At 47.1% G+C, this 26,467-nt stretch carries 24 protein-coding genes; 13 read left to right on the top strand and 11 right to left on the bottom strand.

Annotated elements, in window-relative coordinates; all coding sequences use genetic code 11:
• Positions 1-14: 14 nt before the first annotated feature.
• A complete protein-coding gene (locus WBG78_RS03585; RefSeq protein WP_337324997.1) occupies positions 15-977 on the bottom strand; it encodes a sulfurtransferase in 963 nt (320 codons plus the stop codon).
• Positions 978-1,109: 132 nt separating this feature from the next.
• Between WBG78_RS03585 and WBG78_RS03580 the strand changes: the two genes are divergently transcribed.
• The 4 genes from WBG78_RS03580 (at position 1,110) to WBG78_RS03565 (ending at position 5,361) form a co-directional block, all read left to right on the top strand.
• Complete coding sequence (locus WBG78_RS03580) at positions 1,110-2,057, top strand: GlxA family transcriptional regulator (RefSeq protein ID WP_337324996.1); 948 nt, start codon at positions 1,110-1,112, stop codon at positions 2,055-2,057.
• Positions 2,058-2,154: 97 nt separating this feature from the next.
• Positions 2,155-2,487: a DUF6958 family protein gene (locus WBG78_RS03575; protein ID WP_337324995.1), complete on the top strand. Its 333-nt coding sequence runs from the start codon at positions 2,155-2,157 to the stop codon at positions 2,485-2,487.
• Positions 2,484-4,622 (top strand): histidine kinase, encoded by a 2,139-nt coding sequence (locus WBG78_RS03570; protein WP_337324994.1) that lies wholly within the window; start codon positions 2,484-2,486, stop codon positions 4,620-4,622. Before WBG78_RS03575 ends, WBG78_RS03570 begins: the two co-directional genes overlap by 4 nt.
• On the top strand, positions 4,615-5,361 hold the full coding sequence (locus WBG78_RS03565; protein ID WP_337324993.1) for a LytR/AlgR family response regulator transcription factor: 747 nt from the start codon (positions 4,615-4,617) through the stop codon (positions 5,359-5,361). The genes WBG78_RS03570 and WBG78_RS03565 overlap by 8 nt, the downstream gene beginning before the upstream one ends.
• Before the next feature lie 21 nt (positions 5,362-5,382).
• Here WBG78_RS03565 and WBG78_RS03560 read toward each other — a convergent pair whose 3' ends face one another.
• Entirely contained in the window at positions 5,383-5,631 is a 249-nt protein-coding gene (locus tag WBG78_RS03560) for a hypothetical protein (RefSeq protein ID WP_337324992.1), read from the bottom strand.
• A gap of 266 nt (positions 5,632-5,897) precedes the next feature.
• Between WBG78_RS03560 and WBG78_RS03555 the strand changes: the two genes are divergently transcribed.
• From WBG78_RS03555 to WBG78_RS03515, 9 genes are all read left to right on the top strand, one after another.
• Positions 5,898-6,650 (top strand): sensor histidine kinase, encoded by a 753-nt coding sequence (locus WBG78_RS03555; RefSeq protein WP_337324991.1) that lies wholly within the window; start codon positions 5,898-5,900, stop codon positions 6,648-6,650.
• Entirely contained in the window at positions 6,616-7,338 is a 723-nt protein-coding gene (locus WBG78_RS03550) for a LytR/AlgR family response regulator transcription factor (RefSeq protein ID WP_337324990.1), read from the top strand. The genes WBG78_RS03555 and WBG78_RS03550 overlap by 35 nt, the downstream gene beginning before the upstream one ends.
• 103 nt (positions 7,339-7,441) lie before the next feature.
• On the top strand, positions 7,442-9,721 hold the full coding sequence (locus WBG78_RS03545; RefSeq protein WP_337324989.1) for a cation:proton antiporter domain-containing protein: 2,280 nt from the start codon (positions 7,442-7,444) through the stop codon (positions 9,719-9,721).
• 81 nt (positions 9,722-9,802) lie between these two features.
• Entirely contained in the window at positions 9,803-11,062 is a 1,260-nt protein-coding gene (locus WBG78_RS03540; protein WP_337324988.1) for an Ig-like domain-containing protein, read from the top strand.
• 67 nt (positions 11,063-11,129) lie between these two features.
• A complete protein-coding gene (locus tag WBG78_RS03535) occupies positions 11,130-11,681 on the top strand; it encodes an RNA polymerase sigma factor (RefSeq protein ID WP_337324987.1) in 552 nt (183 codons plus the stop codon).
• Positions 11,665-12,939 carry a hypothetical protein gene (locus WBG78_RS03530; RefSeq protein WP_337324986.1) on the top strand — a complete coding sequence of 425 codons (1,275 nt, stop codon included), beginning with the start codon at positions 11,665-11,667 and terminating at the stop codon, positions 12,937-12,939. The genes WBG78_RS03535 and WBG78_RS03530 overlap by 17 nt, the downstream gene beginning before the upstream one ends.
• Positions 12,940-13,013: 74 nt before the next feature.
• Complete coding sequence (locus WBG78_RS03525; RefSeq protein WP_337324985.1) at positions 13,014-13,388, top strand: cupin domain-containing protein; 375 nt, start codon at positions 13,014-13,016, stop codon at positions 13,386-13,388.
• Between the two features lie 113 nt (positions 13,389-13,501).
• Positions 13,502-14,398: a hypothetical protein gene (locus WBG78_RS03520; RefSeq protein WP_337324984.1), complete on the top strand. Its 897-nt coding sequence runs from the start codon at positions 13,502-13,504 to the stop codon at positions 14,396-14,398.
• Complete coding sequence (locus WBG78_RS03515) at positions 14,382-15,248, top strand: hypothetical protein (protein ID WP_337324983.1); 867 nt, start codon at positions 14,382-14,384, stop codon at positions 15,246-15,248. The genes WBG78_RS03520 and WBG78_RS03515 overlap by 17 nt, the downstream gene beginning before the upstream one ends.
• A 45-nt stretch (positions 15,249-15,293) precedes the next feature.
• Here the strand turns inward: WBG78_RS03515 and WBG78_RS03510 are convergent, their stop codons facing one another.
• The 9 genes from WBG78_RS03510 to WBG78_RS03470 form a co-directional block, all read right to left on the bottom strand.
• Positions 15,294-17,786: a PAS domain S-box protein gene (locus WBG78_RS03510; protein WP_337324982.1), complete on the bottom strand. Its 2,493-nt coding sequence runs from the start codon at positions 17,784-17,786 to the stop codon at positions 15,294-15,296.
• A gap of 67 nt (positions 17,787-17,853) precedes the next feature.
• A complete protein-coding gene (locus tag WBG78_RS03505) occupies positions 17,854-18,918 on the bottom strand; it encodes a protein-glutamate methylesterase/protein-glutamine glutaminase (RefSeq protein WP_337324981.1) in 1,065 nt (354 codons plus the stop codon).
• Positions 18,887-19,333, bottom strand: a complete 447-nt coding sequence (locus tag WBG78_RS03500; protein ID WP_337324980.1) for a chemotaxis protein CheD — start codon at positions 19,331-19,333, stop codon at positions 18,887-18,889. The genes WBG78_RS03505 and WBG78_RS03500 overlap by 32 nt, the downstream gene beginning before the upstream one ends.
• Positions 19,334-19,389: 56 nt before the next feature.
• A complete protein-coding gene (locus WBG78_RS03495) occupies positions 19,390-20,247 on the bottom strand; it encodes a CheR family methyltransferase (protein ID WP_337324979.1) in 858 nt (285 codons plus the stop codon).
• Between the two features lie 112 nt (positions 20,248-20,359).
• Positions 20,360-22,507, bottom strand: a complete 2,148-nt coding sequence (locus WBG78_RS03490) for a HAMP domain-containing methyl-accepting chemotaxis protein (protein WP_337324978.1) — start codon at positions 22,505-22,507, stop codon at positions 20,360-20,362.
• A gap of 26 nt (positions 22,508-22,533) precedes the next feature.
• Complete coding sequence (locus WBG78_RS03485) at positions 22,534-23,010, bottom strand: chemotaxis protein CheW (protein WP_337324977.1); 477 nt, start codon at positions 23,008-23,010, stop codon at positions 22,534-22,536.
• Positions 23,011-23,014: 4 nt separating this feature from the next.
• Positions 23,015-25,021, bottom strand: a complete 2,007-nt coding sequence (locus tag WBG78_RS03480) for a chemotaxis protein CheA (RefSeq protein WP_337324976.1) — start codon at positions 25,019-25,021, stop codon at positions 23,015-23,017.
• A complete protein-coding gene (locus tag WBG78_RS03475) occupies positions 25,014-25,391 on the bottom strand; it encodes a response regulator (protein WP_337324975.1) in 378 nt (125 codons plus the stop codon). The genes WBG78_RS03480 and WBG78_RS03475 overlap by 8 nt, the downstream gene beginning before the upstream one ends.
• 94 nt (positions 25,392-25,485) lie before the next feature.
• Complete coding sequence (locus tag WBG78_RS03470; RefSeq protein WP_337324974.1) at positions 25,486-26,373, bottom strand: transporter; 888 nt, start codon at positions 26,371-26,373, stop codon at positions 25,486-25,488.
• Positions 26,374-26,467: the final 94 nt, after the last annotated feature.

Raw genomic sequence — 26,467 nt, 5'->3', positions numbered from 1 at the left:
CGGAGACAAATCCGTCACTTTGGTGCTTCTGTTTTCTCCATCGGCAACGATGGTATGCGGCTCCATTCCTGCATCGACCCGTCGTACAGTTTCATCTGATAGCCCAGCATCCTGCCGGCCATATATACAACACTGGCTGTTTGGCCTATGAAGCAATACGTAACCAACTCCTTGTCAGGTGATGCCACGGGCGAGAAGTAACCTCGTAATGAATCAAGGGATTTGAATTCATTTTTGTCGTTCACGAGATCAAAATAGGTTATGTTCTTCGCTCCTTTGATGTGACCGTCACGGGGGTTGCCTGTGGGTTCTCCGTCGTAGTATTGTTTTGCACGTGCATCCACAACGAGACCGCTATTGGAATCCAGCGTTTTCAATACATAGTTCTTGTCTACGAGACGATCTCCCTGGTGAAGTGTAACGTTACCCGTCTTTGCATTCTTCTTCACGGAAGTAACTGCGTAGCCTTCACGCTTCCAGGCATCAAAGCCTCCATTCAGGAATGATACTCTTCCCTGCAATCCAAGATTCTCAAGTGTGAGGAACATTCGCGCGGTCGGACTTACTTCATTTCGAACATTATATAAAACAATGTGAGAGTTATCGTTAACACCAAACGAACGCAAAAGATCTGTTGCCTTCTTAACATCCGGTGCATTGTAGCTACCCTGAGGAGAATTAGGAGCGAGATTTTCGGGCCACAGATACTGTGCCCCTTCTATGTGCTCCTGATCAAAATCAAACTGAAGAAAGCTTACATGAAGCACGACAAGATTGTTGTCCTTCAAATGCTCATGCAACCACTGAGGTGACACGAGGATTGGTTCTTCCGCGGCGTTTGCCCGGGAGACGGTGAACAATAGCAGAGTTATCAAAAGGGTGCGCATAAGTTTAGCTTTGGTTCCACAGGATTCAACGTTAAAGTTGCTTACAGAGACGCCCTGATAAGGCATCGGGATGAGCCAACCAGCGGACATATCCGGCCACTTTGCCATAACCAATCAAACACCCGCCACCATAAATTTATTCAATGCCCAAACCGATCGAAAGGGAATGTCAGTATAACTTTGGCAATCATCGGGATTCATCACCCAGAATGGGTCATCAAAATGAAAGTATCGGCACCACGATCTACAATATGCTTCCTCATTTTACCCCGTGTTCACCTCATGGATCTCTCTGGTCCGGTCCAGGTATTTTACGAGGCGAACAACCTCGCGTCGGGCAGTTACGACATTCAGTTCGCCGGCATAAATGTTCAGGAGCGATCAGAGCAAGGCCTTGCTTTGGCGGGATTAACCAACATCGATCAGGTCAGTCTTCAATCGTCTGATTTCATATTTGTTCCGGGCATTGATTTCAAAACCTTTGTTGAAGGGGGTTTATCCTCTTCAATTACAAGAATCCGCGAATGGCTCCGCTCTCACTTTGCACGAAAAGTAAACATTGCCAGTGTTTGCAGCGGATCCCTGGTTCTTGCTGAAGTTGGAATCCTCGATGAAAGACGATGCACCAGTCACTGGAAGTGTATTGATTATTTCCGTCAACGCTATCCCCGGGTTAACATCGTATCGGACTGTCTATACGCCAACGACGGTAACATATTCACCAGCGCCGGAATGACTTCCGGTATTGACATGGCTCTCTCTATAGTCGAGCAACAGCATGGCCCTATACTGGCAGCAAAGGTCGCGCGAGAGATGGTTGTTTACCTCAGGCGTCACGAGACGAACAAACAGGAAACCATTTACCTTGACTACAGAACCCACTTCAGTCCAGGTGTTCACAAGGTGCAGGATCATATTCTATCGCATCCATCGGAGAATTTCACGCTTGATGAGCTCGCGTCCGTGGCCAACATGAGCACGCGATCTCTTACGCGCCTGTTCAGGAAGTCGACGGGCCACACGATCAACGAATTTAAGACCGCAGTTCGTCTTGAGCTGGCCCGTACGCTCCAGGGCAACACTGATTATACGGCCGAAAAAATCGCCAGCCTCTGTGGATTCGAAAGTGCCCGTCAGCTTCGGAGATTGCAAAGCCGACAGCCAGGCTAAAATCGTCAATTGCTGCCCGCAGACGCAAGCCAATCAATGGTCCTTTTACGATCGCCTGCGTTACTCCACATTGCCATTTGGTAACAGCATCGTTCGAATGAGCAACTCAGAAATCCTGCTTTGGCGAAAGGGTGAAGCGCGTGGACCCGCAATTTCACTTCTCATTTACGAGCATGTAGCATTGGAAATACTCAGTGTTCTTCAAGCCAGGAAGTTGGAAATTGACTTGCGTGAATTAATTGATGAACTTACAACCAGACTATCGGGAACTTTCCGCGGTGACATTCAATGGTACATACTCCACGTCAAAGAGGATCTGGAGCAGCGGGGTTGGATCAGAACAAAAGTTAACCGCGATCATGTTCAGATTGTAGGCCTGTCACGATCAAAGTCGGCCACCCTCAAACGCGCGCCGATCGTTATACAATGAATAGCGTTTCTAAAGCTTTTCTACTGGTTGTATTTGCGCTAACCTTTAGCGGGATGTCTCTGCTGGCGCAGTCCTCAACGCAGAGCCTCCGTACGATTGCCGGAGCAAAATATACTTACGAGACCGCAAGAATTGATTCACTTAATCAGGCAAGTTTATTTTATCTCAATCTAGGGATGAAAGACAGTTCCGACTATTTCGCGTTGCACGCATTAGCTGAGGCAAACCACGCAGGATATGTTCAAGGAAAGTTCGAGGCAATTAATAACCTTGGCAGCGTCGAATTGCTGCTAGGGAACTTCGCCAAGGCCGAAGAATACCTCACTCAGGCGACCGATTTATACGAAACTGTTTCTCCTCGAAATGACTCTGTTCTGATTGCGTGCTATACAAATCTCGGATTGGCACGGTGGGCTCAGAGCAAATTCGAGTCGGCAGTAAGCGTATATCGGAACGGAGAGAAACTTGCGATGATACGAAAGGATCAGAAACAGTTGAGCGCCTTATATGTGCATCTCAGTGCGCTTGAAGCACAACGTGGACACTACCGAACCTCCATCGAATATGGACTAAAGGGCCTACCGATCTGGCGAAATCCGGCCACTTTCGATGCTGGCGGATTCTGCACGTTGTCATTTGTATATAATTCATTTGGTGATTACAGATCATCGCTTGCATACTATCACGAGGCGATCAGGATGATGAAGGCCCAGGCAATCGACTATGATCGCACACTCTACACATTTATAGGCGAAACTTTTCTTCTGGCTGGAAAATATGACTCAGCGATGTACTACTACAATGTGGTTCACGAAAAATCCATTTCCCATAGCGTGACCCGGCCTGCGTTAAACTCTCGTGATACCTACTGGTGTGATTCGAGAATGGCTGAAGTGGACGTTATGAATGGCGACATTGAAGTAGGAATAAACAAGTTGAAGAAATCGCTGACAGGCTTCGCAAGTATAGATGATATTAATCAGGTGATGTGGACGCTCCTGAGGATGATGAAGGCATATGAGCTAGCCAATGATCCTGCGCTATCAATGGAAGCTGCTCGCAGTTTGTTAGCGCTCTCTGCTCAAAAGGGAGCGCGACAGTATGTCCGGGATGCAAGTAGTATGCTCTCAAAGTTGTATGAGCGTGAAAGCGAGTATGATAGTGCATACAAGTATCTTAAGCAATACATCCATTACAAAGATATCATTGATTCGGATCAGGTGCAGCAGCAGCTCGCCGCATTGCAGTCTCGTTATGAGCAGCAGGAACTGCAAGCTTCACTGGGCAAGAGCGAGCTTCAGTTGCATCAGGCCAGATCTCAAAAAATCTACTTTGCGTCAGCGCTGATGATGGTGGTGGCAATAGGCATGATTGCGTTCAGGAATGTATCCCTTAGAAGAAAAGCAGAAAACCAACGTCTCGCTACGATTCAAAATGAATTGCGTTTGCAGAAGCTTGAAGGTGATTCAACGAAGGCGGCGCTGCAACACCGGGCTGCAGAGCTCGAAATGCAGGCATTGAGGTTGCAGATGAATCCTCACTTTATATTCAACTCACTAAACTCCATTAATCGATATATCCTAACTAACGATAGAGCCCTGGCATCCGATTACCTCACTACATTTTCAAAGCTCATCAGACTTATTCTTTCCAATTCACAGTTTTCTCATATCGGCCTTGACAGCGAACTGGAAGGACTGAACCTCTATCTGAAGCTTGAGTCACTTCGCTTTGAAAACAGATTTGTCCACAGCATCACAATTTCGGAGGATATCGACCCTTCGGAGTTGAAAGTTCCGCCGCTTTTTCTGCAGCCTTACGTTGAGAATGCCATCTGGCATGGATTGATGCACAAGTCAGAATCTGGAATTCTTAACATTGAAGTCAGGAAGACAGACCAGCAATTGCAATTCACAATTACGGACAACGGTGTTGGCAGAGCACAGGCTGCCGCTTTGTCGAGCAAGTCGGCAACGCGACACAAATCGCTTGGTCTCAAGATTACCGCCGATAGGATTTCCCACATGCTAGGCAATGCTTCCGACTACCCAATTTCAATAAAAGATCTGGTTAATATCGATGGCTGTGCTGCCGGCACTGAAGTTACTATCAAAATCCCTGTAATGTATGATTAAGACGATTATCGTTGACGATGAGATCCATTGTCTTGACACACTGAATATCCTGTTGAAAGAGCATTGTCCAACCATGAATGTTGTACAGCAATGCAAGTCAGGGGAGGAAGGGTACCAGGCTATCAACTTTCATAAACCTGACGTAGTATTTCTGGATATTGAAATGCCCGGAATGAACGGCTTCGACATGCTAAAGAAGCTCAGCGATGTCAACTTCTCCGTGATCTTCACGACGGGGTATGACCAGTATGCAATCACGGCCATACATCTTAGTGCACTTGATTATTTATTAAAACCTATTGCTCCATCTGACCTCATAGGGGCAGTCCGCAAACTGGACAGCAGAAAACAGTTTCCCTCAAAAGAACAGTTCGGTATACTTCTTGACAAACTCAGTAACCCGAGAGGCAGCATTGCCCGGTTCGCCATCCCAACATTTGACGGGTTTGAGTTGGTTAGCGCCGAAGCAATCATTTGTTGTACTGCTGATGATAATTACACCCGCTTTCAACTCAAGAACGATCGTGAGATCATTGCATGCCGTACTTTAAAACAGATAGAAGAGAGTCTCGAATCGTTTCCATTTTTCCTCAGGGTTCACCACTCGTACCTGGTGAATATGAATGAGGTCGTTCGTTATGTGCGTGGCGAAGGAGGATACCTTGTGATGAGCGACGGCAGATCGGTGAACGTATCGCGGAGCAGGAAAGAATCGTTGCTTCGTTTGTTCGTCACTTAGGGACAAAATTATCGGCGGTGGTTAGTTAACCCAGGGGCTCTTGTTCCGGTTCCGGTTTAAAGGGGCAGCATCCTTCTTTTTGGCTGCCTTTCGCTTGGCCTTCTTTGACGACCTCTTTGCTTTCTTCTTGCTTTGCCAAACATCCAGCGGTTCGCCGTATGCCGCCTTGGCACCCCGTGTCTTTTGAGGGGACTTTCGCTGACCGAAAGCGTTCGACCCCACTGCGGTCATGATAACGATAAATAAGACGACGAACGGAAGCTTCCTCATAATGCTAGAACGTTTCAGCGAACAATCCATTGCCTGATCCTGAATCAGGGCATCAAATATAAGACTTCCTGGCAATGGCAAAGAAGGATGCGGGGAACTTAACGTGGCTGCTGGGCGCCGGCGCGGGCCTGGCTTGAATCAGTGACCCTGCATCCGCAGATCCTTCCCTGCATAAACCGGGCCCTCCAACAGCCAGGGGAGGCAAAACCCAAACGAACCGCCATCTCCACAATCTTTAGTAAATTTCCGCCCGGTCGACAAAATCCATGAACGACACATTGTTCTTCATTCTCCTATTAGTTCCGGCGATCCTGCTTGTCGGGATGATCATTCTGTTCATCAGGCTGAGGCAGTCGGATGGGGAAAAGCGCAAAATGGCTGAGCAGATCGAGCAGCTGCAGGGAACCTTCAACACCCTTCAGCTTGAAACTCTGGAGTCCAAACTCAATCCACACCTTTTAAAGAACATTCTCAACTCGATTCAATCACACGCCTATCAAACTTACTTTGCTCTCGACAAGCTGGGAAGCGTTCTGGACTACATTTTATATGAAAGCAAAAGCAGGTTTGTTACACCAAGAGAAGAAATAGACTTTGCGTTAAACCTCATCGAGATCAACAAGATCAAGATCAGCCCGCTGTTTGAATTAAAAGTAAAAAACCGGATTGATGAGACAGAGCCGCTGTTGCATCAGAAGCTGATGGCACCAATGGTCTCAACTGACCTTATCGAGAACGCATTTAAGCATGCCGATTTGCAGAGCGCTGACGCTTTCATTTCTATTGTATTTGAATTCAAGAATGACACATTCCAGCTGACGGTGTCGAATAAGATTTCAAGGCGACAACCTATAAAGAAGGAAAGGAGTGGCATTGGAAAGAAGACTCTGGAGCAGAGATTGAATATCATCTATGGGAGTACATATTCCCTTGACTCCTTCATTGAGGGAGATGTGTACATTGCACACCTAAAAATCAACTTACTTGATCACAAAGTTAAGATGCTTACTGTTGGATGATGAGCTGCCCGGGCTTTCTTATCTCAAAATGATATGCGATCAGCTGGAGGAACTTGAGGTTGTAAAAGCGTTTAATGATCCAATAATCTTTTTGCGGGACCTTCCGAATCTTGAATTCGATCTTTGCATCCTGGATATTGAGATGCCCGGCATGAACGGACTTGAGCTTGCCACGATGCTGAAGGACAAGATGGTAATCTTCACGACTGCCTATAACGAATACGCCGCAGAGGCCTTTGATCTTAATGCCGTTGACTATGTACGAAAGCCCGTTCAGCGCGAGAGGTTACACCAGGCTGTTTTAAAGGCCCGGGCGCGACAACAGTCTCTTCCGGGTGAAAAGGGCTACATTCAATTGAACACAGACAAGGGAAAATCCCTCATCCACGTTCGACAATTGCTTTACTGCACCGTTTCCCAAACCGATAGCCGCGACAAGCTCGCCTACTTGTCTGATGGCTCCCAGTTGACCTTAAAAAACATTTCCTTTGAGCGCCTAGCTGAATTACTGCCGAAAGGGCAGTTTGTGCGGGTAAGCAAGAAGGACCTTATTGCAGTGCGGGCAATTCAAACCTTTGCGTACAACGAAATTACGACCACAGTGTCAACCCAGACTGGAACACCCCTTAAATTGCCTCTGAGCGACAGCTACCGCAAGGAATTTTTGCGAAGCGTTCAGCCCGACTAGTCATTACATATTTTAGCCGACTCGTTACAAAAAGCCGCGCTTTTCAGGAATGGACTTTTCTGATAGGATTTAAAGGTAAATTTTTGCGCCAAACAAATTTGAGATGAAGCTCTCCACGTCCAGGAACCTGCTCTTTTACTTGTTCATAATTGGCGCATTCGGTGCTCTGATTTACTGGATCGCCAGTGAGGGTACGGCGATGGAGGCGGGGCGCAGCATTGTGAAACCGGAAGCGGGAGATTCATTCGAAGAATTTGTCTCAGGTTTTCTTCACAACCTGAAGCATCCGCTGGCCATCCTGCTTGCTCAAATTGTATCGATCATTTTAGCAGCACGATTTTTCGGATGGATCTGTCAGCGCATAGGCCAGCCGTCGGTGGTGGGTGAAATCATTGCAGGTATCGTACTCGGTCCGTCACTGGTCGGCTTATACTGGCCCGAATTTTCAGCTGCCTTATTCCCCGCGCAGTCACTCGGCAATCTTCAGTTCCTCAGCCAGGTGGGCCTGATACTGTTCATGTTCATCGTGGGCATCGAACTCGATCTGAATGTATTAAAAACAAGAGCGCACGAAGCGGTTGTTATCAGTCACGCAAGTATCATCATACCGTTCGCGCTTGGAATGGGCCTCTCCTATTTTATCTACGAGTCGCTCGCTCCACAAAACATCAACTTTCTATCTTTTAGTTTGTTTATGGGGATTGCGACCAGCATCACCGCGTTCCCTGTACTGGCGCGTATTGTCCAGGAACGAGGGATTCACAAAACGCGGCTCGGTGCAATCGCCATTACCTGCGCTGCTGCTGATGACATCACAGCATGGTGCATACTGGCGACTGTCATAGCCATTGTTAAGGCGGGTTCATTCCAGAGCTCGATATATGTTGTCATCCTCGCGCTTGTATACGTGTTTGTCATGATCAAGCTGGTGAGACCATTCCTGAAAAGAATTGGCGACTTACATGCTTCGAACGAAAACCTGAGCAAATCCGTAGTCGGGATCTTCATCGTTACGCTGATACTTTCATCATACGCGGCAGAAATAATTGGTATTCACGCGCTGTTCGGCGCGTTCATGATGGGAGCGATCATGCCTGAAAGCCCCAAGTTCAGAAGTGTATTTATACAAAAAGTTGAAGACGTGGCAGTAGTTCTTCTGTTGCCGTTGTTCTTTGTCTTTACTGGTTTGCGAACACAAATTGGGTTACTGGATGATCCCGCGTTGTGGAAGGTGACAGGATTTATTATTCTGACTGCCGTGGCCGGTAAATTTGTAGGCAGTGCAATAGCGGCAAAGTTTGTAGGTCAGAGTTGGAAAGACAGCCTGACTCTGGGTGCATTGATGAACACCCGGGGCCTGATGGAACTCGTTGTTCTCAACATTGGATATGACCTCGGTGTTCTTGGACCGGAGATATTTGCAATGATGGTGATCATGGCATTGGTTACCACTATCATGACTGGCCCGGCACTTGACATCATCAACTGGTCATTCAAATCGACGCCGGAAGTTGTATCCAATAAGATCAGAGAGATAAGTCAATACAAGATCCTGATATCCTTTGCCAATCCGGAAACAGGAAGAACGCTCCTTCGTCTTGCAAACAGTTTGATGAACAAAGTAAAAGACAACTCATCGGTTACTGCCATGCATCTTTCGGCTGTCGACGAGCTTCATTACTATAACATGGAAGAATACGAGCGTGAAACGTTTCTTCCTGTAGAGAACGAATCTCAGCGGTTGAAGCAGCCTGTCGTCACACTGTTTAAAGCTACCAATGATATCGAAAGCGAAATTGCAGAGGCAGCAAACACAGGAAACTTCGATCTGCTGCTTATTGGTTTAGGGCAGTCTATTTTCGAAGGAAGTCTCCTGGGGAAGGTGCTCGGATTTACGACCCGGTTTATTAATCCCGGAAAACTTATACAAACAGTTACGCGCAAGGGGAAAATATATAACAACCTGCCCTTTGATGAACGCACCGTTCAGATACTGACGCGCACAAAGATCTCGGTGGGAATCTTAATCGACAAGAAGGTTGAAAAGGTTCAGCGGATATTCATGCCGTTGTTCAGTGCAAATGATGCCTTTCTGATCCAATACGCGCAGAAATTCATACATAACGCTGAGGCGCAGATAATCGTACTTGATGCTGCCGGGAAAGTGAGGGCCAGCACTGATATGAAAGAGTTGATCCATTCCATCGAACAAAAGGCACCCAATCACATCGCCGTATTGCAGGAAAAGACCATTGACAAGTCTCTGTTCGAAGGGTGCGACCTTATGGTGCTCAGTCTTGACAGCTGGAGGATGGTGGTTGATGCTAAAAGCCGCTGGCTTTCAGACATCCCCTCTACGCTGATTCTGAGTCATCAATCATAAACAGAGGCACTAACAAAAAACTTCAAAGGTTTCCAACGTTTGGCAATGGGGCTCCGTCTAACCCCATGAAAAGCCACACGTATGAAACCTCATGAAATAACTGATCGTCGCCCCTTTCGGGCATCCATACTCGCTGTATTCCTGTTCTCGTTGCTTGTCGCTGGTTGCGACAGTTTTGAATCCGATGTTACTGATCCGACGGTCAAGGTCTCCGAAGACGAGCTTTACGTCCTCGCCGATGGTGAAACAGTGATCGATCTTAAGTCACTAATAGCTTCCAATTTCGCTGGCAAACTTTCCGTAACGGAACTGCCGCAACTCGGTACTCTGCAGCCTATCGCCGAAGGACTATTACGATATGCTCCCAACAAGGGCGTGAAACGATCACGTGATCGCTTTGAATTTACCGTCTTTAACAACAACAGCATTGTTACGAAGGACACGATCTATATAAACGTCGAGACAGACTCGACAAACCTTCCATGCAACATTTACCCAGTCGCTGACTATGTAAACCGGTTCGATGGAGAAAGCGTCAGTGTGCCCGTTCTCCGGAATGACATTCTCTGCGGAAAGTCCGTTAGTCTTTCAGTTTATCAACCTGTTTCTGGTTTCCTGCCTCATCATGGAATGGCAGAGGTGAACGGGACAACGGTTGTCTATACGCCGGGTGCGTCGTTTACCGGGAAAGATACCGTCATCTATAAAGTAACAAACGCGCAGAATCCGGCGTCATTCGGTTATGGATTCGTTTACATCAACCGCGACTCGGTATGTGGGTTTGCATTAGCGGATGATATCTACACTCTCGATACACTAAAACGGCCAACAACATATTTCCTTGATGTATTTGCGAACGATGTGCTTTGTGATTCGCTTGACGACTACAGTATCAGCGTTGTTACAGCGCCCTGGAACGGAACTGTAGCGCGTAGCGGAAGAGGATTCACCTACAGCCTTAAAGCACAACGCACCACCGTAACTGATGAATTCACTTATGCAGTGAGCAAAGGCGGAGTTCAAAAGACAGCGAGAGCTGTGATACGACTCACGGGAAGCCAGGGACCATGCTCCTTCCAGGCGCTGTCTGATTCGCTGGACATTACAGCTCTTAGCACTTCAATTGTTTATATCGATGTATTGAAGAACGATCAGCTCTGCGATTCGCTGAAGACGTTCACAATAACGCGGCAACCAAAACATGGAAATGCCACTATTGACAATGCTTCGAAGAGAATCAGATATGAGAGAGTAGTGTTAAAGTCTGATTCACTGCAGTATGAGATCTGCAACGGCAAAGTTTGCACACGGGCTACAGCCTATATCAAGCAACAGGATTAGCACATTTTGATCAGACAACAAACTAAATTTCCCGGCCCGTTGACTATTAGAAGAGACCCTCGCGGTAATGCAACAATATAAGGAGCTGTTGGCAGGATGTCATAGAGAGGATGCGAACTCACAGCGCATCCTCTATGACCTTTTTAAGGCCCGACTGATGGGGCTATGCCGGCGGTACACCAACAACCGCGAGGAAGCAAAAGATGTATTGCAAGAATCATTCATCAAGATATTCCGGAAGATTCATCAGGTGACGGAATCAGGAAAGCTCGAATCGTGGATGAAGTCCGTGGTGGTGAACACGGCCATCGACCACTTCAGAAAGAAGAATGTTCTGAAAACCGGTCCGATCGATGAAACGGTAACGGAAGAAGTTAAGGCTAATGCCGAAGCACAAGTAAGTGACGAGATTCTGATGACTATGGTTAATCAGCTGCCAGATGGATGTCGTCTCGTGTTTAACCTCTACGTTGTTGAGGGATACAGTCATGCCGAGATTGCCACGATGCTTGATATCACGGAGAGCACGTCGCGTTCGCAGTTAAACTATGCTAAGTCGGCGTTGAAAAACAAACTTAAATGTCACGACGTGACACAGTATTATGAAAAATTTGCCTGACGAAGAGCTGTTCGAAAGAATAAAAGTCCGGCTTCAGAATTTCGAAGAAGCACCGGATGAAGACGTTTGGGCGGGCATCGGGTCTGCCATATCGAAGCCCACGTCATCCACACAGACCAGGAACAGGTATGCACTCATACTTGTGCTGATGCTTTTGAGTGTCGGGCGCGGTTATCTGTTTCAGACCAGTGATCCGGATGCAACAATAACATCCTCTTCTTCATCAGCTCAGGCGTCATTAAACGCCGACACGAACACTCCTACTAGTAACAATGACATAGCCAGCGATATAGACAATAAGATAAAGGACCAGTCGCCTGCGCAGAACGAGAACATGACTGAATTGAAAGACATGAATCTGACATCAACCAGTCAATTGCGCGAAGCGAAATCTGCAGGCGTCATCAAGGAAACGGCCGGACATACAATGCCCATTGTTTTGCCGGATGCCTCACCAGGAACCAATTCCGGTTTGCACATGGATTCAGTAAACCACTCAATAGTATATTTGGACTCATCATTACTCATAGACTCCATAAAGATCGATGATGTCAGTGTAAAACGTGATAGCATAACTCAGGAGGAAATCATTGTATCTGCGAAGCCCCGTAAGCATGAAAGCCGATGGCGGATTTACGGCATGGCGACTCCATCACTGACTTTTCAACATGTTAATCCATCTACGAGTGATGACGCGACCTTCGACAAACTCAATAGTCCCGGTGTTCTTTCCAGCGAGCGCCTTTCATTCTCTTTCGAAGCCGGCGCTCAGTTTCTCGTTGCCAGACGACTTAACGTCTTCGCGGGCCTCTCCTACTATCAGCAATCGGCAGAATTATCGCTGGACCAAATCATCTCGGGCTCTTCAAACATTGCCTCCAATGGTGGACTTGAATATGAAGTTCAGCCTAACACCATAACAACTACGATTGATTACCACATGCAAAACATCGGGCTCATTGCTGGCGCATCATATGTTATCAGCGTTGGTAAACTTGTGCATCAGTTGGGTGGAGGCATGCAGTACGAATACGGTTTGATTAACCGCTCAACCGAAACTGATAGTCGTTCGACAAAGAACTTTGTGAATTTTAGGATCTTCTATCGCGCCGAGTATGGCCTGAATGAACGGATGAGTGTGTTTGTGCAGCCCGTATTCTCGCGTTCATTGTTGAATGACGAAGTAATGAATGGTGCACTCAATGTTAAACAAAGTCGCGCAGGGATTGGATTCGGAGTACTCTATCGCTTCAGGTAGATCTCCGGAATGTTCGCACTTGATTGTGCGATCTGCTATATTGAGTCGCGGCCGCACATTAAACGGCCCTGACTATGGAACCAATCAACTCTATTAATATCGCCGAAAAGTTCTCTCTGTTTGAGTCGTTGTGGACGCCGCATATTATCGGAGAGCTTAATGGGCAGTACGTAAAGCTTTGCAAGCTAAGGGACGACTTCGTTTGGCATAGTCATGAAAACGAAGATGAACTTTTTATGGTTTTCAAAGGAACGCTGCTCATGGACTTCCGCGATGGAAGAACCGTTGAAGTTAAAGAAGGTGAGATCCTTATCGTTCCCCGTGGCGTTGAACATCGTCCGCATACGAACGGTGATATCGTGTTTAATCTGCTGTTCGAGCCGAAAGAAACACTGCATACAGGTACCGTTGAAAGTGAGAAGACAGTAAAGAAGTTATCCTGGATATAGTTCACGAGGCCAATCAGATAGTGCTAATCAGCGGCTTAGGCGATCGCCTGAGGAGAGGTCCGATTTCCGGATGTTCGAATTTTCCTTAAATTTAACAAACCCCTCAGCCTCTCATGCTTCCACTGGCGAATCCGTTGCGCGAAGAAAAGCCATTTGAGATTAATGCCTGGGCTATTATTACGTCTATCGGCTGCGCGCGGATGCTGAAGGATATCATTCAGGATCTGTTTCTAAAGCAGCACTCGCCCACAAACCTTCTTATCGACGTGCCCGTGCTGGCAGTATTCATAATGTTATTGGTCTTCATTCTCCGGGGACAAATAAAGACGGTACCGTTGTGGGTAGGCTTCGTCCTGCTGATTTTTGCAGCGTGGAGTTTTATCAGGCTAGGAGGTGTTGAAGGAAGTTCGGAATACAATTTCATGGCATTGGGAGTAGCCTTTGCGTTGTGTTACCGGGGCAAAGAATTGGTTATTATACTGAGCAGCCTTTTCGTAGTAATTGTCTTTATAAATCTTGATCAAATGGTTCAGGGCCGAATCACTACGTCTCTGTTCAGGGCAGCAACTCATAGTTATGACAGCTACTTCACGTCGATGTTCGCGATTTGCGTTGTGCTGCTTATTTTCAAAGGCATGCTTAAAAGGGAGACGCGCAAAGTGAGACAAGCTCGTGAACTCATAGCGGCACAGCACGCCCTCATTCGCAGGCAGCACGAAGAACTGCGGCGTCATCGGATGGTACTGGTCGAAGCAACCAGGAGGCTACATGAAGATGTCCAGGGTTACGACGACGATATCCGCGGTCAGGATGAAGCGCTGAATAATTACATCTACCTGTCAACACAAAACCTGCGACTATCAATGTCGCGAATGAAATCAGCGCCGGGTGCGCTGCTCAATTCCAGGGGCCTTACTGACAACCTAAAGGACCAAATTGACGAACTCAACCTTGTTGTTGCAAATCTCATCACCAACCTAGAAAAGACAGATCATGATCATCGGAATTAACCGCATCATGTCTGCTCTGGAGAGCCGGATCTTTTATTATGGCCTCGTGTTGTGTGCGATTTTCAGATTGATCAGGTGGATCAATGAATTCTCCACCGGCCAACCCGAACTGGTGCTCTGGCTTGGTGTTGTAAACATGGTATTGCTGGCTGGAATGATATTTCTCAGGCGATATAAAACCGTCTCCTTCATTGCCCTGCATTTCATTTTTCTCGTCACTACGTGGTTTACCTGGCAATCGTCCGGCGGCTATCAGGGCATAATCCCCTATGCATTTATAGCGATGATGGCGTTCGCCATATTTACTTCACATGGGACCCTACTCGGCATCACTCTCGCCACCTATGCATTTCATGCGATCTACCTGACACAAACCTATGAGAATGATATCAATTACAGTGAACCATTGCTGGTGACACAGATCAACTACCTGGCCTGCGTATTCGTGCTGATCAGCCTTTGCCTGTATGCAAAGAATAGATTCTCACGATACAGAGAATACATTCAATCAGTTAACAACAGGCTCGATTTATCTGCGAATACTCTTAGTGAACAGGCTAAACAACTAAGAGTTCAGGGTGAACAATTGCAAAAGCTTTTGTCCGAACTTGAAACCAAGATTCTGGCCAAGCACCTCGAGCGCGACGAGAAGCGAGCGATACTATCGAAGTATGCTTACGTTAATGCCCATCACGTGCGCGGCCCATTGGCGCGCATTCTCGGGCTCATTGCGCTGATCGAAAAAGAAAGATTACCGCGCGATCGCCGACGCAATATTGAAGAGATCAAATCAGACGCGCTTGAAATCGATGGCGTGGTGCGGAAGATCAGCGAAGTGCTATCGGATTAATCTGAAAATAAATTTCCCCGGCAGGGCCATGAGCAGTATCCGGCGTTAGCAGATAACCTGTATCCGAACGCGTGTCCCGGCAGGCTCACCGTTGCTGAAAAGATCCTCCACTTCAAATCCAACGTTGTTTTTCTGATTGATCAGCTGCAAACGTTCTTCGGTCAGTTTGATTCCCATCGATTTGTGAGCAGGAAAATTCTGCTGGCGCAACGCCGTGGCTGCTGCTCTACCAATTCCGTCGTCCTCGATTTCAAATATGACGGCGTCACCTTTTTCGAAAATTGCCAGCTTTAAAGTTCCGCGGCCGATCTTATTGTATAGTCCGTGTAAGATGGCGTTTTCAAGGTAAGGCTGAATGAGCAGCGAAGGAATATAAATTGCCTCCGTTTCAAGACTTTGATCAACCGTGCACTCGAAGCTGAACTTATTTTCGAAGCGCACCATTTCCAGCTGCACATAGTTCTTAAGCAATTCTATCTCGTCCGATAACTTTATCCTGTTGTCCACCGAGTGAGTCAGGATGCTGCGGATCAGTTTGGAGAATGTAGTGAGATAGGTGATCGCATTTAGACGATCGTTCTTTGCAATGAAGTATTGGATAGAATTCAGCACATTGAAAATGAAGTGAGGGCTCATGGCCGAACGAAGGGCCATCAGCTTCAATTCACCAATCTTTTTATTAGCCTCAGCAAGCTGACGGTCCTTGGTACGACTCTCAGTAACATTATCACCAAAGACACTGACACCAATTACCTGATTGTCTTCAATGATTGGACTGAGTGAATACTGGATATCCTGCCCGTGTCGCGTGTCATACAGGGTAACAATCTCGCCCGCCAATGCTCTTGTATAATGTGAGTTCCACATCTTTGCTACTTCGGCGCCCTCTGTAGCCCGCGTTCCTTCCAGTACCGCGTCGCCGATCGCCAGCTCCAGTTCGTAGTGATGAAGCATGTATTTTGCGAAAGGAATATTGAAGGTGATCAGGTTAAAATCGCGATCAACAGACCAGATCAAGAGCTCTGTATTATTGATGGTAGCCCTAAGGTTGGCCTGTGAGGAAAGGAACGAATCGCGGGCGGCCTCTTTCTCCTGTTCGGTTCTCTTCTGCTCGGTGATGTCCTGGACGATTGACATGCGATAGTACTTGTCCTCGATTGAAATTCTGGTGCCGGTAACTCTCACCATGATGGTCGCTCCGTCTTTTCTCTTCAGGACGCATTCCTTTTCAGCATATCCGATGGCATCATTCGCCTGAATAAAGAACTGACGGACGTCCTCCGTCATGAAGGTCTTTAATGAATGCAACGGAAGCCCTACCACTTCGTGCTCATGATATCCCAGTACCTCTATTATCCTTTGATTCACGTCGAAGACAATCTGATCTACCTCCCGCACCACAAGGATCATGTCAGGATAAGACTCGAATACCTTTGCAAACTTCGCCTCGCTCGAACGAAGTTTTTCCTCCGCCTCCTTGAAGAAAGTTATGTCGTGGCAAATGCCTCTGGCGCCAACTATCTTTTCACTTTCTAAAATGGGAAAGGCATTGACGCGAAACCATTTCTTATATCCAATCGGTGTTCTCGTTCGGATCGTGATATCGAATGGGCTACCGGTTTTCAGGAGCTCGGCTGTTGCCTGCGAAACGTGAACAGCTCCTTCATTTCCCAGTGCTTCACTCAGATTGGAGACTTTCAGTTCGAAGCTTTCCTTATCCAATCCAAAAATGGCGTACATCTCATCCGACCAGAAAACAAAGTTGTCAGCGACATGGTACTCCCAGCTACCTATCCTCGCTATGCGTTGTGACTGGCTGAGAATAAACTCCCGTTCGCTGAGCTGTTGGAGGTTTGCATACAGTTGCTGATTAAGCTGATGAACTTCGCTCTTGGCCTGCTGCTGCATCATCACGTTCATAGCTTCAACCTCTTTCAGGAGATTGGTATTGGCATCTTCACTCCTTTCGAAGGCGCGTTTCAGAAAGTAACATCCTGAACCGATGATGCCAAACGAAACGATGGCACGCACGGTGTTATACATGTAAGGGAAACTGTTCAATGTCTGTTCTGGATATCCAACGCCGAAAAAGTCAAGGATCGGATCGAAGAACAGGATAGTAAAGAACGGAACTGTGAGACCGGCAATCAGTTGTTTAACGTTGCCCAGGCTGAATACCAGGAAAGGATAGTAGCTAAATGCTAAAAGGAAAAAGCGGAGACCGATATATGCAGATACTTCGTTCTCCCGACCTTGTTTTACAGCAAGCACAAAGAGCGCGAGAATGAGCACGGGGGGTATCCAACTCAGTAGGAAGCGGCTCGCCCAAATGTAACCGAAGTAGTTAAGTAAGATCGGAATGAGGCAAAGAATCATACCGAAAGCCAGCCGCGTAATGAGCACCGGGTCCGCAGTAAGCAACACGATTCGTGCTGTCATGAGAACGGCGAGCATTGCAACCAGCGACAGCGACAGATTGTTCGTCATTATGACGTTGCGCTTGTCCTGGCTGGTGGTTGTATAAAACACACCACTCATGACAATATTATTCAAGAAAGACATCGAGCGAAGATCCCTAAAAAACGTCAAGGGTCGCAGGAAGTTATTAAAAAAAGGCGGACACCCGTTTGCTGATTTCTTCGAGCGAAAGTACCTGGCTGGCAGCACCCAGCTTGATCGCTTCCTTTGGCATGCCGAACACCACACAGCTGCTTTCATCCTGAGCAATCGTTTTTGCTCCTGCTTCCTTCATGTTCAGCAAGCCTTCAGCTCCATCACGACCCATTCCGGTCATGATGATTCCAACGGAGTTTTTACCTGCGTGATGTGCCACCGAATTGAACAACACTTCCACTGACGGTTTATGTCTGTTTACCAACTCACCGTCTCGTATTCTGATGAAATACTTGGCGCCACTTCGGTACAGTTCCATGTGTTTACCTCCCGGAGCGATATAAGCGTGACCGCGCATGACGCGTTCTCCGTCCGCAGCTTCCTTTACGGTAACTTCACAAATGGTATTCAGTTGGTCTGCAAAAGACTTTGTAAAACCTGCAGGCATATGTTGTGTTATCAGAATGCCTGGCAGGTTTGCAGGAACCTGTTTAAGGAAATAACGGAGTGCCTCGGTGCCACCTGTGGAGGCGCCGATTGCAATAATTTTATCTGTAGTCTGGTCTAAAGAAGGATTCAGTGTACGCGACTCGGCCTTTTTTGCCGACGAATGCTCCAGCCGTTCCGTTGTTATGGGCTTTCGCTTAAGCGGCACCATATGGGCGGCCTTGATGGCATCCGTAATCCGGATTCGTGATTCCTCAAGATGCTCCTTCGTGCTTCTGATCTCCGACTTTGCCACGATCTCAACTGCTCCCAGATCAAGGGCCCGCAGTGCCAGCTGGCTTCCGTTTTGAGTAAGGCTTGAGATAATCACCACCGGGATAGGATACTGCGCCATGAGGGTTTTGAGAAATGTCAACCCATCCATGCGCGGCATTTCGACATCAAGTGTTATGACGTCCGGAATGAACGAACGTATTTTCTGTGCTGCGAAGTAAGGATCTCCCGCTGTGCCCACAACCTCAAGCTGCTCATCAGAATTAATGATATCCGTGAGCGTTTGACGCACAAGCGCAGAGTCATCAATAACTAAAACCTTTATCGATTTCTTCATTTACTTCAATCGTCGATTTCTTCAATAGTCGCATGCGTACTTTCCCGGTAGCCGTATTGAAGACAATTTTACGGCCGAACTCCCCTCCCACGTGGTGCGCTACAACACTGATGCCATATTGCTTCAACAGTTCGAGCGCCATGGCAACATTGCGCTCACCGATCTTATAAATGTCTTTCTCCTTATATAGTGAGTTAGAGCCTCCGAAGACTTTCGCCTCAACATCGCGCAAATTTACCTTTCGGTTTTTTAATGAGCGAACCATCAAATTAATGGATAAATATCCACGGTTTGCATCACCAGTGTGGTCTTCTGACGATCCTGGCAACAGATAGTGATTCATGGCTGCCACTTTCGAACGTTTATCCCACAGACAAACGGAGACGCAGGAGCCCAATACCGTGAAAACCAGCATAGGCACCGTTGTGATAATAAACTGCCCAGGAAATACCGTGTGTCTTCTGGCGGCAATCACTCCATGAGTTTGTAAACAGTTGGTCTCAACTGTATCAATGGAAGATTCATTCCGATTATGGATTCGCTGTGACCGAGGAACAAAAGTCCTCCTGGACGCAGGTGGCTACAGAATTTCTTTATGACGGTTTCCTGGGTAGCCTTGTCAAAATATATCAAAACGTTTCTGCAAAAGATCACGTCCAGGTCCGACTTCAGCAATCCAAACTCATCGTCCATGAAGTTGATCCTTCGGAACTGTACCTTCTTTCGATATTCAGGCTTAATGCGAACCAGGTTTGCGTTCGTATTGCTCCTGAGAAAATACTGGCGCTTCACATCCAACGGTATTGGCGCTGTCTTTTCAATTTCATAAATGCCCTGATACGCAGCCTGTATAACACGCGTCGACAGGTCACTGGCCAGTACACTATACGTAAAATCAGGCTGCCTCTTCTTCAGCTCCTCCAACGTCATAATAATGGTGTAAGGCTCCTCACCAGTTGAGCAGCCGGCAGACCAGATCTTCAATGATCTCCGATTCAAGTCATTGATGTACGAAGGAAGAAATTGTCCAGTGAGAAACTGGAAGTGTGCAGGTTCGCGAAAAAAATCTGTCTTGTTGGTCGTGATCAGATCGATCACCTGCAACAGCTCGGCACTGGCCTCTTCTTCAGAAAGTATGAAGTCAAGGAATTCTTTGTAGGACAAATGACCAAGACTTCTAACCTTCTTGTTCAGCCGGCTTTCCAGCATTGATTTTTTTGCTGGCGGCAACTTGATGCCGTATTCCCGGGTAACATAAGTACTGAGTCGATTAAAACTTTCGTCATCCATGCGCAGAGGCGCACTCATCATCACACTATCAACACTCACGCTAGACCAGGTATTAAAGATGAACAGAATCCAATAAGCGACTTCACAGCACCTCCGAGTTGACCCCTCAATCAGCAGCGCGGAAGCTCGCTTAATGGATTCTTAAAAGCTTTTAGAATTCTGAAAAGTCGGAATCAGAAGGACCGTCAGCAAGCTTCAGGTCAAATCCGTTTACATGCCCGTTTTTGCCTTCGTGTGCATCGGCCAACTGTGCCTTTGCATGAGGACGTTTCATACCGGCAGGTCGTTGCGTCTTCTTCGCAGCACGTGCACGACTATCAAGTTTGAAGTAGCTTACTGCAGCTTTCAACTCTTCGGCCTGGCTGCTAAGTTCCTCTGCATTCGACGACATTTGTTCTGCAGCGGAAGCATTGCCTTGTGTTACAGTTGAAAGTTGCTGTATGGCGCCGTTGACCTGATCAGCACCAGTGTTTTGCTCAACGGATGCTGCAGCAATTTCCTGAACGAGTTCAGCTGTCTTCTTGATATCCGGAAGGGTATCGATAAGCAATTGCTTGGACTCTTCGGCAGACTTTACAGTCTTAGATGAAATCTCCGTGATCTCAGCTGCCGCCTTCTGACTTCTTTCTGCAAGTTTGCGCACTTCTGCCGCTACAACTGCAAATCCTTTACCGTGCTCGCCAGCGCGTGCTGCCTCAACGGCTGCGTTAAGCGCAAGCAGGTCAGTCTTCGATGCAATCTCTTCGATGATCGCTATGCGTTCTACAATTGTTTTGATTGCTTCCACTGTATCAGATACTGCGCTGCTGCTCACCTGAATATCTTTAGCAGCTTTATTGGCGATCTTCTCAGTTTCACGTGAGTTGTCGGTATTCTGTTGAATGTTGGCAACCATCTGTTCCATCGATGATGAAACTTCTTCAGATGCGCTGGCTTGCTCCTGTGCACCCTGTGACATTTGCTGTGAAGCAGAGGCAACCTGGAAAGAAGCGCCCGACACATTTTCAGCACCGTTGAAGATGGTGGTAGCAATCTCCCTTAGATTGTTAACCATCTCCTCCAGCGCTTCATCCAGATCTCCACCCTTATTCTTCATTAACCCAAAGTCCATTGTAAGGTCACCCTTCGATACCAGCTTCGCCACATTTACACTGGCGCGCAGTTTTTCAATCATATTCTGAAGTTCGAACAACATCAGTCCGATCTCGTCCTTCTTGTCCTGCTTCACGTCTGCAGAGAAATCACCTGCGGCAACCTTCTTAATTGCGTCAGTGGCTATGCTCAGGGAGCTTGTTACATCTTTCAACAGCCATGTTGCGATAAGTACACCAAGCACGATTGCTACCAGGATTACTACGATCATCGTTACGACAACGCTGTCGTACATTTCGTCCATGTCGGTCTGATCCTTCTCCAACTGCAGATTGATGATCTCGTAAATCTTTCCAATCACTTCGTCGGCCTGATCATCTACACGCTCGCCCTCGTTCACGGAGATTTCTTCAGCTTTGCCGCCTGAGTTCGTCTTCGCCAGGTTGCGTACCTGCAAATGATAGTTATAGTACGAAGCATATTGTGTCTCAAACTTGTCGAAGATCGACTTCGCGTCGCCAGTGAGCTTAAGGCCCAATTGCCCCATAGTTTGTTCAACAATTCTCTCAGCCTCCGCTGCCTGTGCGACGTGCTTGTTCATATCATCGTCCGTCTTAGCGATGATCATGTCCCGTTCAATGGAGTTGATTTGTGACACCGCCTGCTTCAACTCAATAACCGTACGAACCAGTTCCTTCGAGTTTAATTCAGCTGAAATCAAATCCAGCGTGGCGAGGGATTTCAGGAAAGCGCTGCGCGACTCGTTGTCGGCAATCTCTTCTGCCTTTATCTCAGTATTCTGTGTTGCTACGCGCTGGATGTTATCCTGAATCTTGAAATACTCATCCAGAATATCCTTTAACTCACGAACTAATCCGAGTGTCTCGCCTGTGCTAAGCGTCTCGAGCTTTTGCATGTTCTCGTTGATTGACTTGATCGTCTTTTCGATACCGCGACCGATATTGACCATCTTTTCATCATCAACGGTGGCGATCATATTTTTCTGATCGCGCGAGATCGCTGTAATGTCGTGCTTGATCTGTCCGATAAGCAATACTTTGTGAGCTGTAACGTCGGTGATTTCATTCACGCGGACATTGATTTCGCGAAAGCGAAGAAACGCAATCGCGAAGATCACGACCATCAACACGATGAGTGTTGTGAAGGCCATGACAAGCTTTTTTCGAATTGTAATTGTGCTGAACATCTTTATTTAAAAAATTGGGTGTGGTTTCAATTCAGTGACTTATTCAACTCTGCCACCTCAGCGGTGGAGAACACTTTGGCGATATCCATAATCATGGTGATGTCGCCCTGGCGGTTTACGATGCCCTTAATAGGTGCCGTTGATTTGAGATCCTCGAATTCGGGAGCGTCCTGAATCTCATTGCTGTTAAGTTCGATAACCTCGCGCGCATGGTCTACCATAGCGCCGATTTGCAAACCTTTATCGTCTTCTAACAGCAGGTCAAGCACCATGATGCGGCTCTTCTGCGATTTAGCAGTAGCGGGCAATCCGAGCTTAAGTTTCGTATCAAGCAGTGGCAAAATCTTACCTCTGAGATTGATGATGCCCAGCATGTACTCGGGTGAATTTGGAACTTTTGTAACGTGTCCGAATTCTACTACTTCCTGTACATGATCTACCGGAATAGCAAACTTCTCGTCGCCGAGCGTAAAAGTAAGGTAAGTGTTGGTTGCGTTTTTCATCGCCTTAATTCCAGTGTAGTTGAAAAAGTCTTGATGGATCCAGCACAAGTGCCAATGTGCCATCGCCAAGGATCGTGCTGCCAGCAATAAAGTCCTGCTGTTTATATGCGTCACCCAATGGCTTCATCACGGTTTGCATCTTCCCTTCGATACGATCGACTGCAATACCGCGCTTCACTCCGTTTACAGTTATCGATATGATGTCCGTTGTTTTTGGAGCCGTTGTGTCACCGTGAAATTTCTGGCGCATTGAAAACACCTGCAGCAACTCTTCATTCACAACAACCGACTTGTTTACCTGATGCTCACGGTCCAGCACATCGTATGACAACCGGTCGATACGATCAATAACATTCAAGGGCACCACGTAACGGGTTTCATCAACCTTTACAAGAAGTCCTTCAACGATCGACCTTGACAGCGGCAGCTTGATATGTATTGAAGTTCCCTTGCCAGGAGTGCTTTCGATCGCGACGTAACCACGAAGCTCATTTATCTTTTGCTTCACCACATCCATTCCTACGCCGCGACCAGAAACCTCAGACAGCTTTGACGCCGTCGAAAGGCCGGAGTGAAATATGAGATTCAGAATCTCTTCATCCGAAAGCACGTTCTCTGCCTGTACTATTCCCTTCTCGATTGCCTTCTTTAAAACTATTGCCTTGTCAATACCCTTACCATCGTCGGAGATTACGATGTTGACGTATGAGCTACTGTTAAATGCTTTCAGCTTTACAGTACCAAATTCAGATTTACCGGCAGCCTTGCGCTCCTCCGGTGTCTCGATTCCGTGATCTATACTATTTCGGATGATGTGAATCATCGGCTCCGCCATCAATTCGATAACATCCTTGTCCAGTTCCGTCTCAGATCCTTCAGAAAGAAAGTTTACCTTCTTGTTCAATGTCTTTGAGAGATCCCGAACGAGGCGCTTGAATTTTGTAACGAGCGTCTCAATAGGTACCAGTCCAATTTCAAGCGAAGTATCCCGCAGGCGGTTTGTTATCATCTCCAACTGCTCCGCCACGTCTGTGATCGCGGCGGAGTTTATGTGAGAGGTAGCGTTCACCAGTTGGGCCTGAAGAATGATGAGCTCGCTGATCCAGTTCAGCAAGTCATCAATCTTCCGCTTGCTCACCTTGATGTAGGTGTCATTGAACGCCTTCTTTTTAGATATGGGCTCCTCGTCGTATTCTGTTGTATCGCTGTTCACGATGACAGCGGAGAATTTGCTAACGAATTCATCAAGCGATGAAACATCGCAGGGAACGTCTGCAAATACTTCAATAAAAGTTCTGAAGTCGTCTGATTCAAAAAGATTGCCTGCTGACAGTCTTTTATAAGTAACCTGGCATTCGCCTTCTACGAAAATAAAATAGCTTTCGATCTCAGACTGCGCGGAAGTGGTGGATAAAAAGATGTCCCAGTGCGCAACGTCACCATTGTCCTTCCCGTAAAAAAATGTTCTTGCAGTTCCGAGTGCTTCAAGGTCTTTGATAATAAAGACCAGGGGATGAGTTCCATCTGCGGTCATGCTTATGCCCGGTTCGACCCGAACAAAAAAAGTAACAACCTCATCCTTCTGGATCTTTCCAGATGCCGGTGACAGTACATCAACTGTTGAGGTTGCTTCTACGTTCTTTAAAAAGTTTGCTGCTATTTTGAGATGATCTCTGAGCTCTTCGGAGCTGTTGATTTTCTCAACTTCCTTTTCCTTCAGCAGGTCACGAACTTTGTCGAATGCGTGAAGTGTAATGCTGATGAGACCATCGGTGATTTGAGTCTTCCCCTGGCGAACCAGATCATAGAGCGTTTCGAGTTGATGCGTCAGCTCACCGATCAGGTCGAAGCCAAACATGTTGGCGCCACCTTTAATGGTGTGCATTGTGCGGAAGACCTGTTCGAGAGGGGAAGTAGCCTGAGGGTTGGCCTCCAGTTGCATTAATCCATCGTCCAGCTCGTTCAGCAGGTCAAGGGCATCTTCAACAAAACGCTGCTGATGGCTATCCATTGACAATGGCATTCTCTATCTGTGCGAAAAATGATTCTGCACGATATGGTTTCTTTATCCATGCGGCCAAACCGGCTTCTTTTGCACTGCGCATTTTATCCGGGTTTGATTCGGTCGTCAGGAACACCACGGGAACATTTGACGTTTCCGGATTGCCTTTGATTTTCTTTAACAGTTCGAATCCGGTACAGTCGGGCATGTTATAGTCCGTCAGTACCAGATTCACTTGTGAGAGGTTTTGAGAGAGGATTGTATAAGCCTCGGTGCCATTAGTAGCACCCAGGGTATCGTATCCCTTACGTTCAAGAGTTTCGCAAACAAATTGGCGGATGCTTGCGAAATCATCCACAACCAGGATTGTCTTCTTCATAATACAACTGCGTCTTTTTCTTTATAAAATTGTCCAAACCATTGCACCGGAAATAGCGCAAATGAGTACTGGGGAGTTTCTTTGAGCAAGTGGGTCAATATGCCGGCTCGATGGAGAGGTAAATGAAACCACCGGTAGATTCGTACTTGCCGTTGGCAAAGTTCAGCGGCACACCCACGCCAGGTACAATCTGGACGTTTCCGATGTCGATAGCCATGCGGAAGCCTGGATTAACGATTGAAGTATTCAGCTTCGTCAGCAATCCGTCATCTTCCATCTCCTTGCCGTAGGCGCTGATGTATTCAACCATCAGGTTAAATTTCTTCGCCACGAGCCAGATAGCGCTCATACCAACGTTTGCTGTCGACATGTTCTTTTCGTACAGTAATACGGGCTGACCGTCGCTGGTGATCGTGTAGTGATCCGCCTTAGTCATCAGGGTGTATCCGGCGTTATAGTGCGTTGTGATTTTGGGGCCAAGACGTTTGGTTACTGCCAGATTAAACTGACCACCCCAGCTGCCGCTGCCAAGCCCATAGCGTGAATTGCCGGTGGGCACAATGAGGCTGAAGCGCGGAATAACAAGTGCCCAATCATACTTGCCCAGCAAAAGAGGACGGTAGTTGATGAATATGTCACCCAGACCATTAGTGATGTAAGAATGCGTGAGGTCCGTGATGTTAGTTGGTTTCTTCAGCGATGCGTACGAAACGCCGAAGCTCAATTGATGTTTCTCGTTCTTTAGAGGGATCTCCTGTGTGTAGTTGTAGGCGAAGTTTCCGTCATTGAACACAAAATTCGAGATGTGCTGAATGATTCCTGCCTCCTGATTGAAAGCCTCTTCAATAAACATCGAGTTATCTTCAATGGATGGCTGACCATAATACAGGTAGCTTCCCCTCTTGGGAATTGTGTCTGCTTCCTGTGCTGATGCGCTGAGGGTGACTACTGCTGCAGTCAATGCGAGTATCAGTGTTTTCATATTGCGATTTTTCCTTACCCAAATTTGCCAACGGGATGGCCGGCAAGGAATCGCAACTGATTAACCGGGCGGTTAAATTGATTAGGTGGGACCT

The sequence above is a fragment of the Chryseolinea sp. T2 genome (assembly GCF_037203685.1).
Taxonomy (GTDB): domain Bacteria; phylum Bacteroidota; class Bacteroidia; order Cytophagales; family Cyclobacteriaceae; genus Chryseolinea.
Note: the sequence above shows the minus strand (reverse complement) of the source record. Positions and strands in the feature narration are given on the sequence as shown.

What these genes read in the sequence shown, in the direction of transcription:
- WBG78_RS03515 (WP_337324983.1), top strand. Translation starts at nt 14,382, where the DNA reads ATGATCATCGGAATTAACCGCATCATGTCTGCTCTGGAGAGCCGGATC.
- WBG78_RS03505 (WP_337324981.1), bottom strand. Translation starts at nt 18,918, where the DNA reads ATGAAGAAATCGATAAAGGTTTTAGTTATTGATGACTCTGCGCTTGTG.
- WBG78_RS03560 (WP_337324992.1), bottom strand. Translation starts at nt 5,631, where the DNA reads ATGAGGAAGCTTCCGTTCGTCGTCTTATTTATCGTTATCATGACCGCA.
- WBG78_RS03470 (WP_337324974.1), bottom strand. Translation starts at nt 26,373, where the DNA reads ATGAAAACACTGATACTCGCATTGACTGCAGCAGTAGTCACCCTCAGC.
- WBG78_RS03510 (WP_337324982.1), bottom strand. Translation starts at nt 17,786, where the DNA reads ATGAGTGGTGTGTTTTATACAACCACCAGCCAGGACAAGCGCAACGTC.
- WBG78_RS03555 (WP_337324991.1), top strand. Translation starts at nt 5,898, where the DNA reads ATGAACGACACATTGTTCTTCATTCTCCTATTAGTTCCGGCGATCCTG.
- WBG78_RS03500 (WP_337324980.1), bottom strand. Translation starts at nt 19,333, where the DNA reads ATGCTGGTTTTCACGGTATTGGGCTCCTGCGTCTCCGTTTGTCTGTGG.
- WBG78_RS03485 (WP_337324977.1), bottom strand. Translation starts at nt 23,010, where the DNA reads ATGAAAAACGCAACCAACACTTACCTTACTTTTACGCTCGGCGACGAG.
- WBG78_RS03570 (WP_337324994.1), top strand. Translation starts at nt 2,484, where the DNA reads ATGAATAGCGTTTCTAAAGCTTTTCTACTGGTTGTATTTGCGCTAACC.
- WBG78_RS03535 (WP_337324987.1), top strand. Translation starts at nt 11,130, where the DNA reads ATGCAACAATATAAGGAGCTGTTGGCAGGATGTCATAGAGAGGATGCG.
- WBG78_RS03540 (WP_337324988.1), top strand. Translation starts at nt 9,803, where the DNA reads ATGAAACCTCATGAAATAACTGATCGTCGCCCCTTTCGGGCATCCATA.
- WBG78_RS03490 (WP_337324978.1), bottom strand. Translation starts at nt 22,507, where the DNA reads ATGTTCAGCACAATTACAATTCGAAAAAAGCTTGTCATGGCCTTCACA.
- WBG78_RS03520 (WP_337324984.1), top strand. Translation starts at nt 13,502, where the DNA reads ATGCTTCCACTGGCGAATCCGTTGCGCGAAGAAAAGCCATTTGAGATT.
- WBG78_RS03530 (WP_337324986.1), top strand. Translation starts at nt 11,665, where the DNA reads ATGAAAAATTTGCCTGACGAAGAGCTGTTCGAAAGAATAAAAGTCCGG.
- WBG78_RS03580 (WP_337324996.1), top strand. Translation starts at nt 1,110, where the DNA reads ATGAAAGTATCGGCACCACGATCTACAATATGCTTCCTCATTTTACCC.
- WBG78_RS03475 (WP_337324975.1), bottom strand. Translation starts at nt 25,391, where the DNA reads ATGAAGAAGACAATCCTGGTTGTGGATGATTTCGCAAGCATCCGCCAA.
- WBG78_RS03545 (WP_337324989.1), top strand. Translation starts at nt 7,442, where the DNA reads ATGAAGCTCTCCACGTCCAGGAACCTGCTCTTTTACTTGTTCATAATT.
- WBG78_RS03585 (WP_337324997.1), bottom strand. Translation starts at nt 977, where the DNA reads ATGTCCGCTGGTTGGCTCATCCCGATGCCTTATCAGGGCGTCTCTGTA.
- WBG78_RS03565 (WP_337324993.1), top strand. Translation starts at nt 4,615, where the DNA reads ATGATTAAGACGATTATCGTTGACGATGAGATCCATTGTCTTGACACA.
- WBG78_RS03480 (WP_337324976.1), bottom strand. Translation starts at nt 25,021, where the DNA reads ATGGATAGCCATCAGCAGCGTTTTGTTGAAGATGCCCTTGACCTGCTG.
- WBG78_RS03525 (WP_337324985.1), top strand. Translation starts at nt 13,014, where the DNA reads ATGGAACCAATCAACTCTATTAATATCGCCGAAAAGTTCTCTCTGTTT.
- WBG78_RS03575 (WP_337324995.1), top strand. Translation starts at nt 2,155, where the DNA reads ATGAGCAACTCAGAAATCCTGCTTTGGCGAAAGGGTGAAGCGCGTGGA.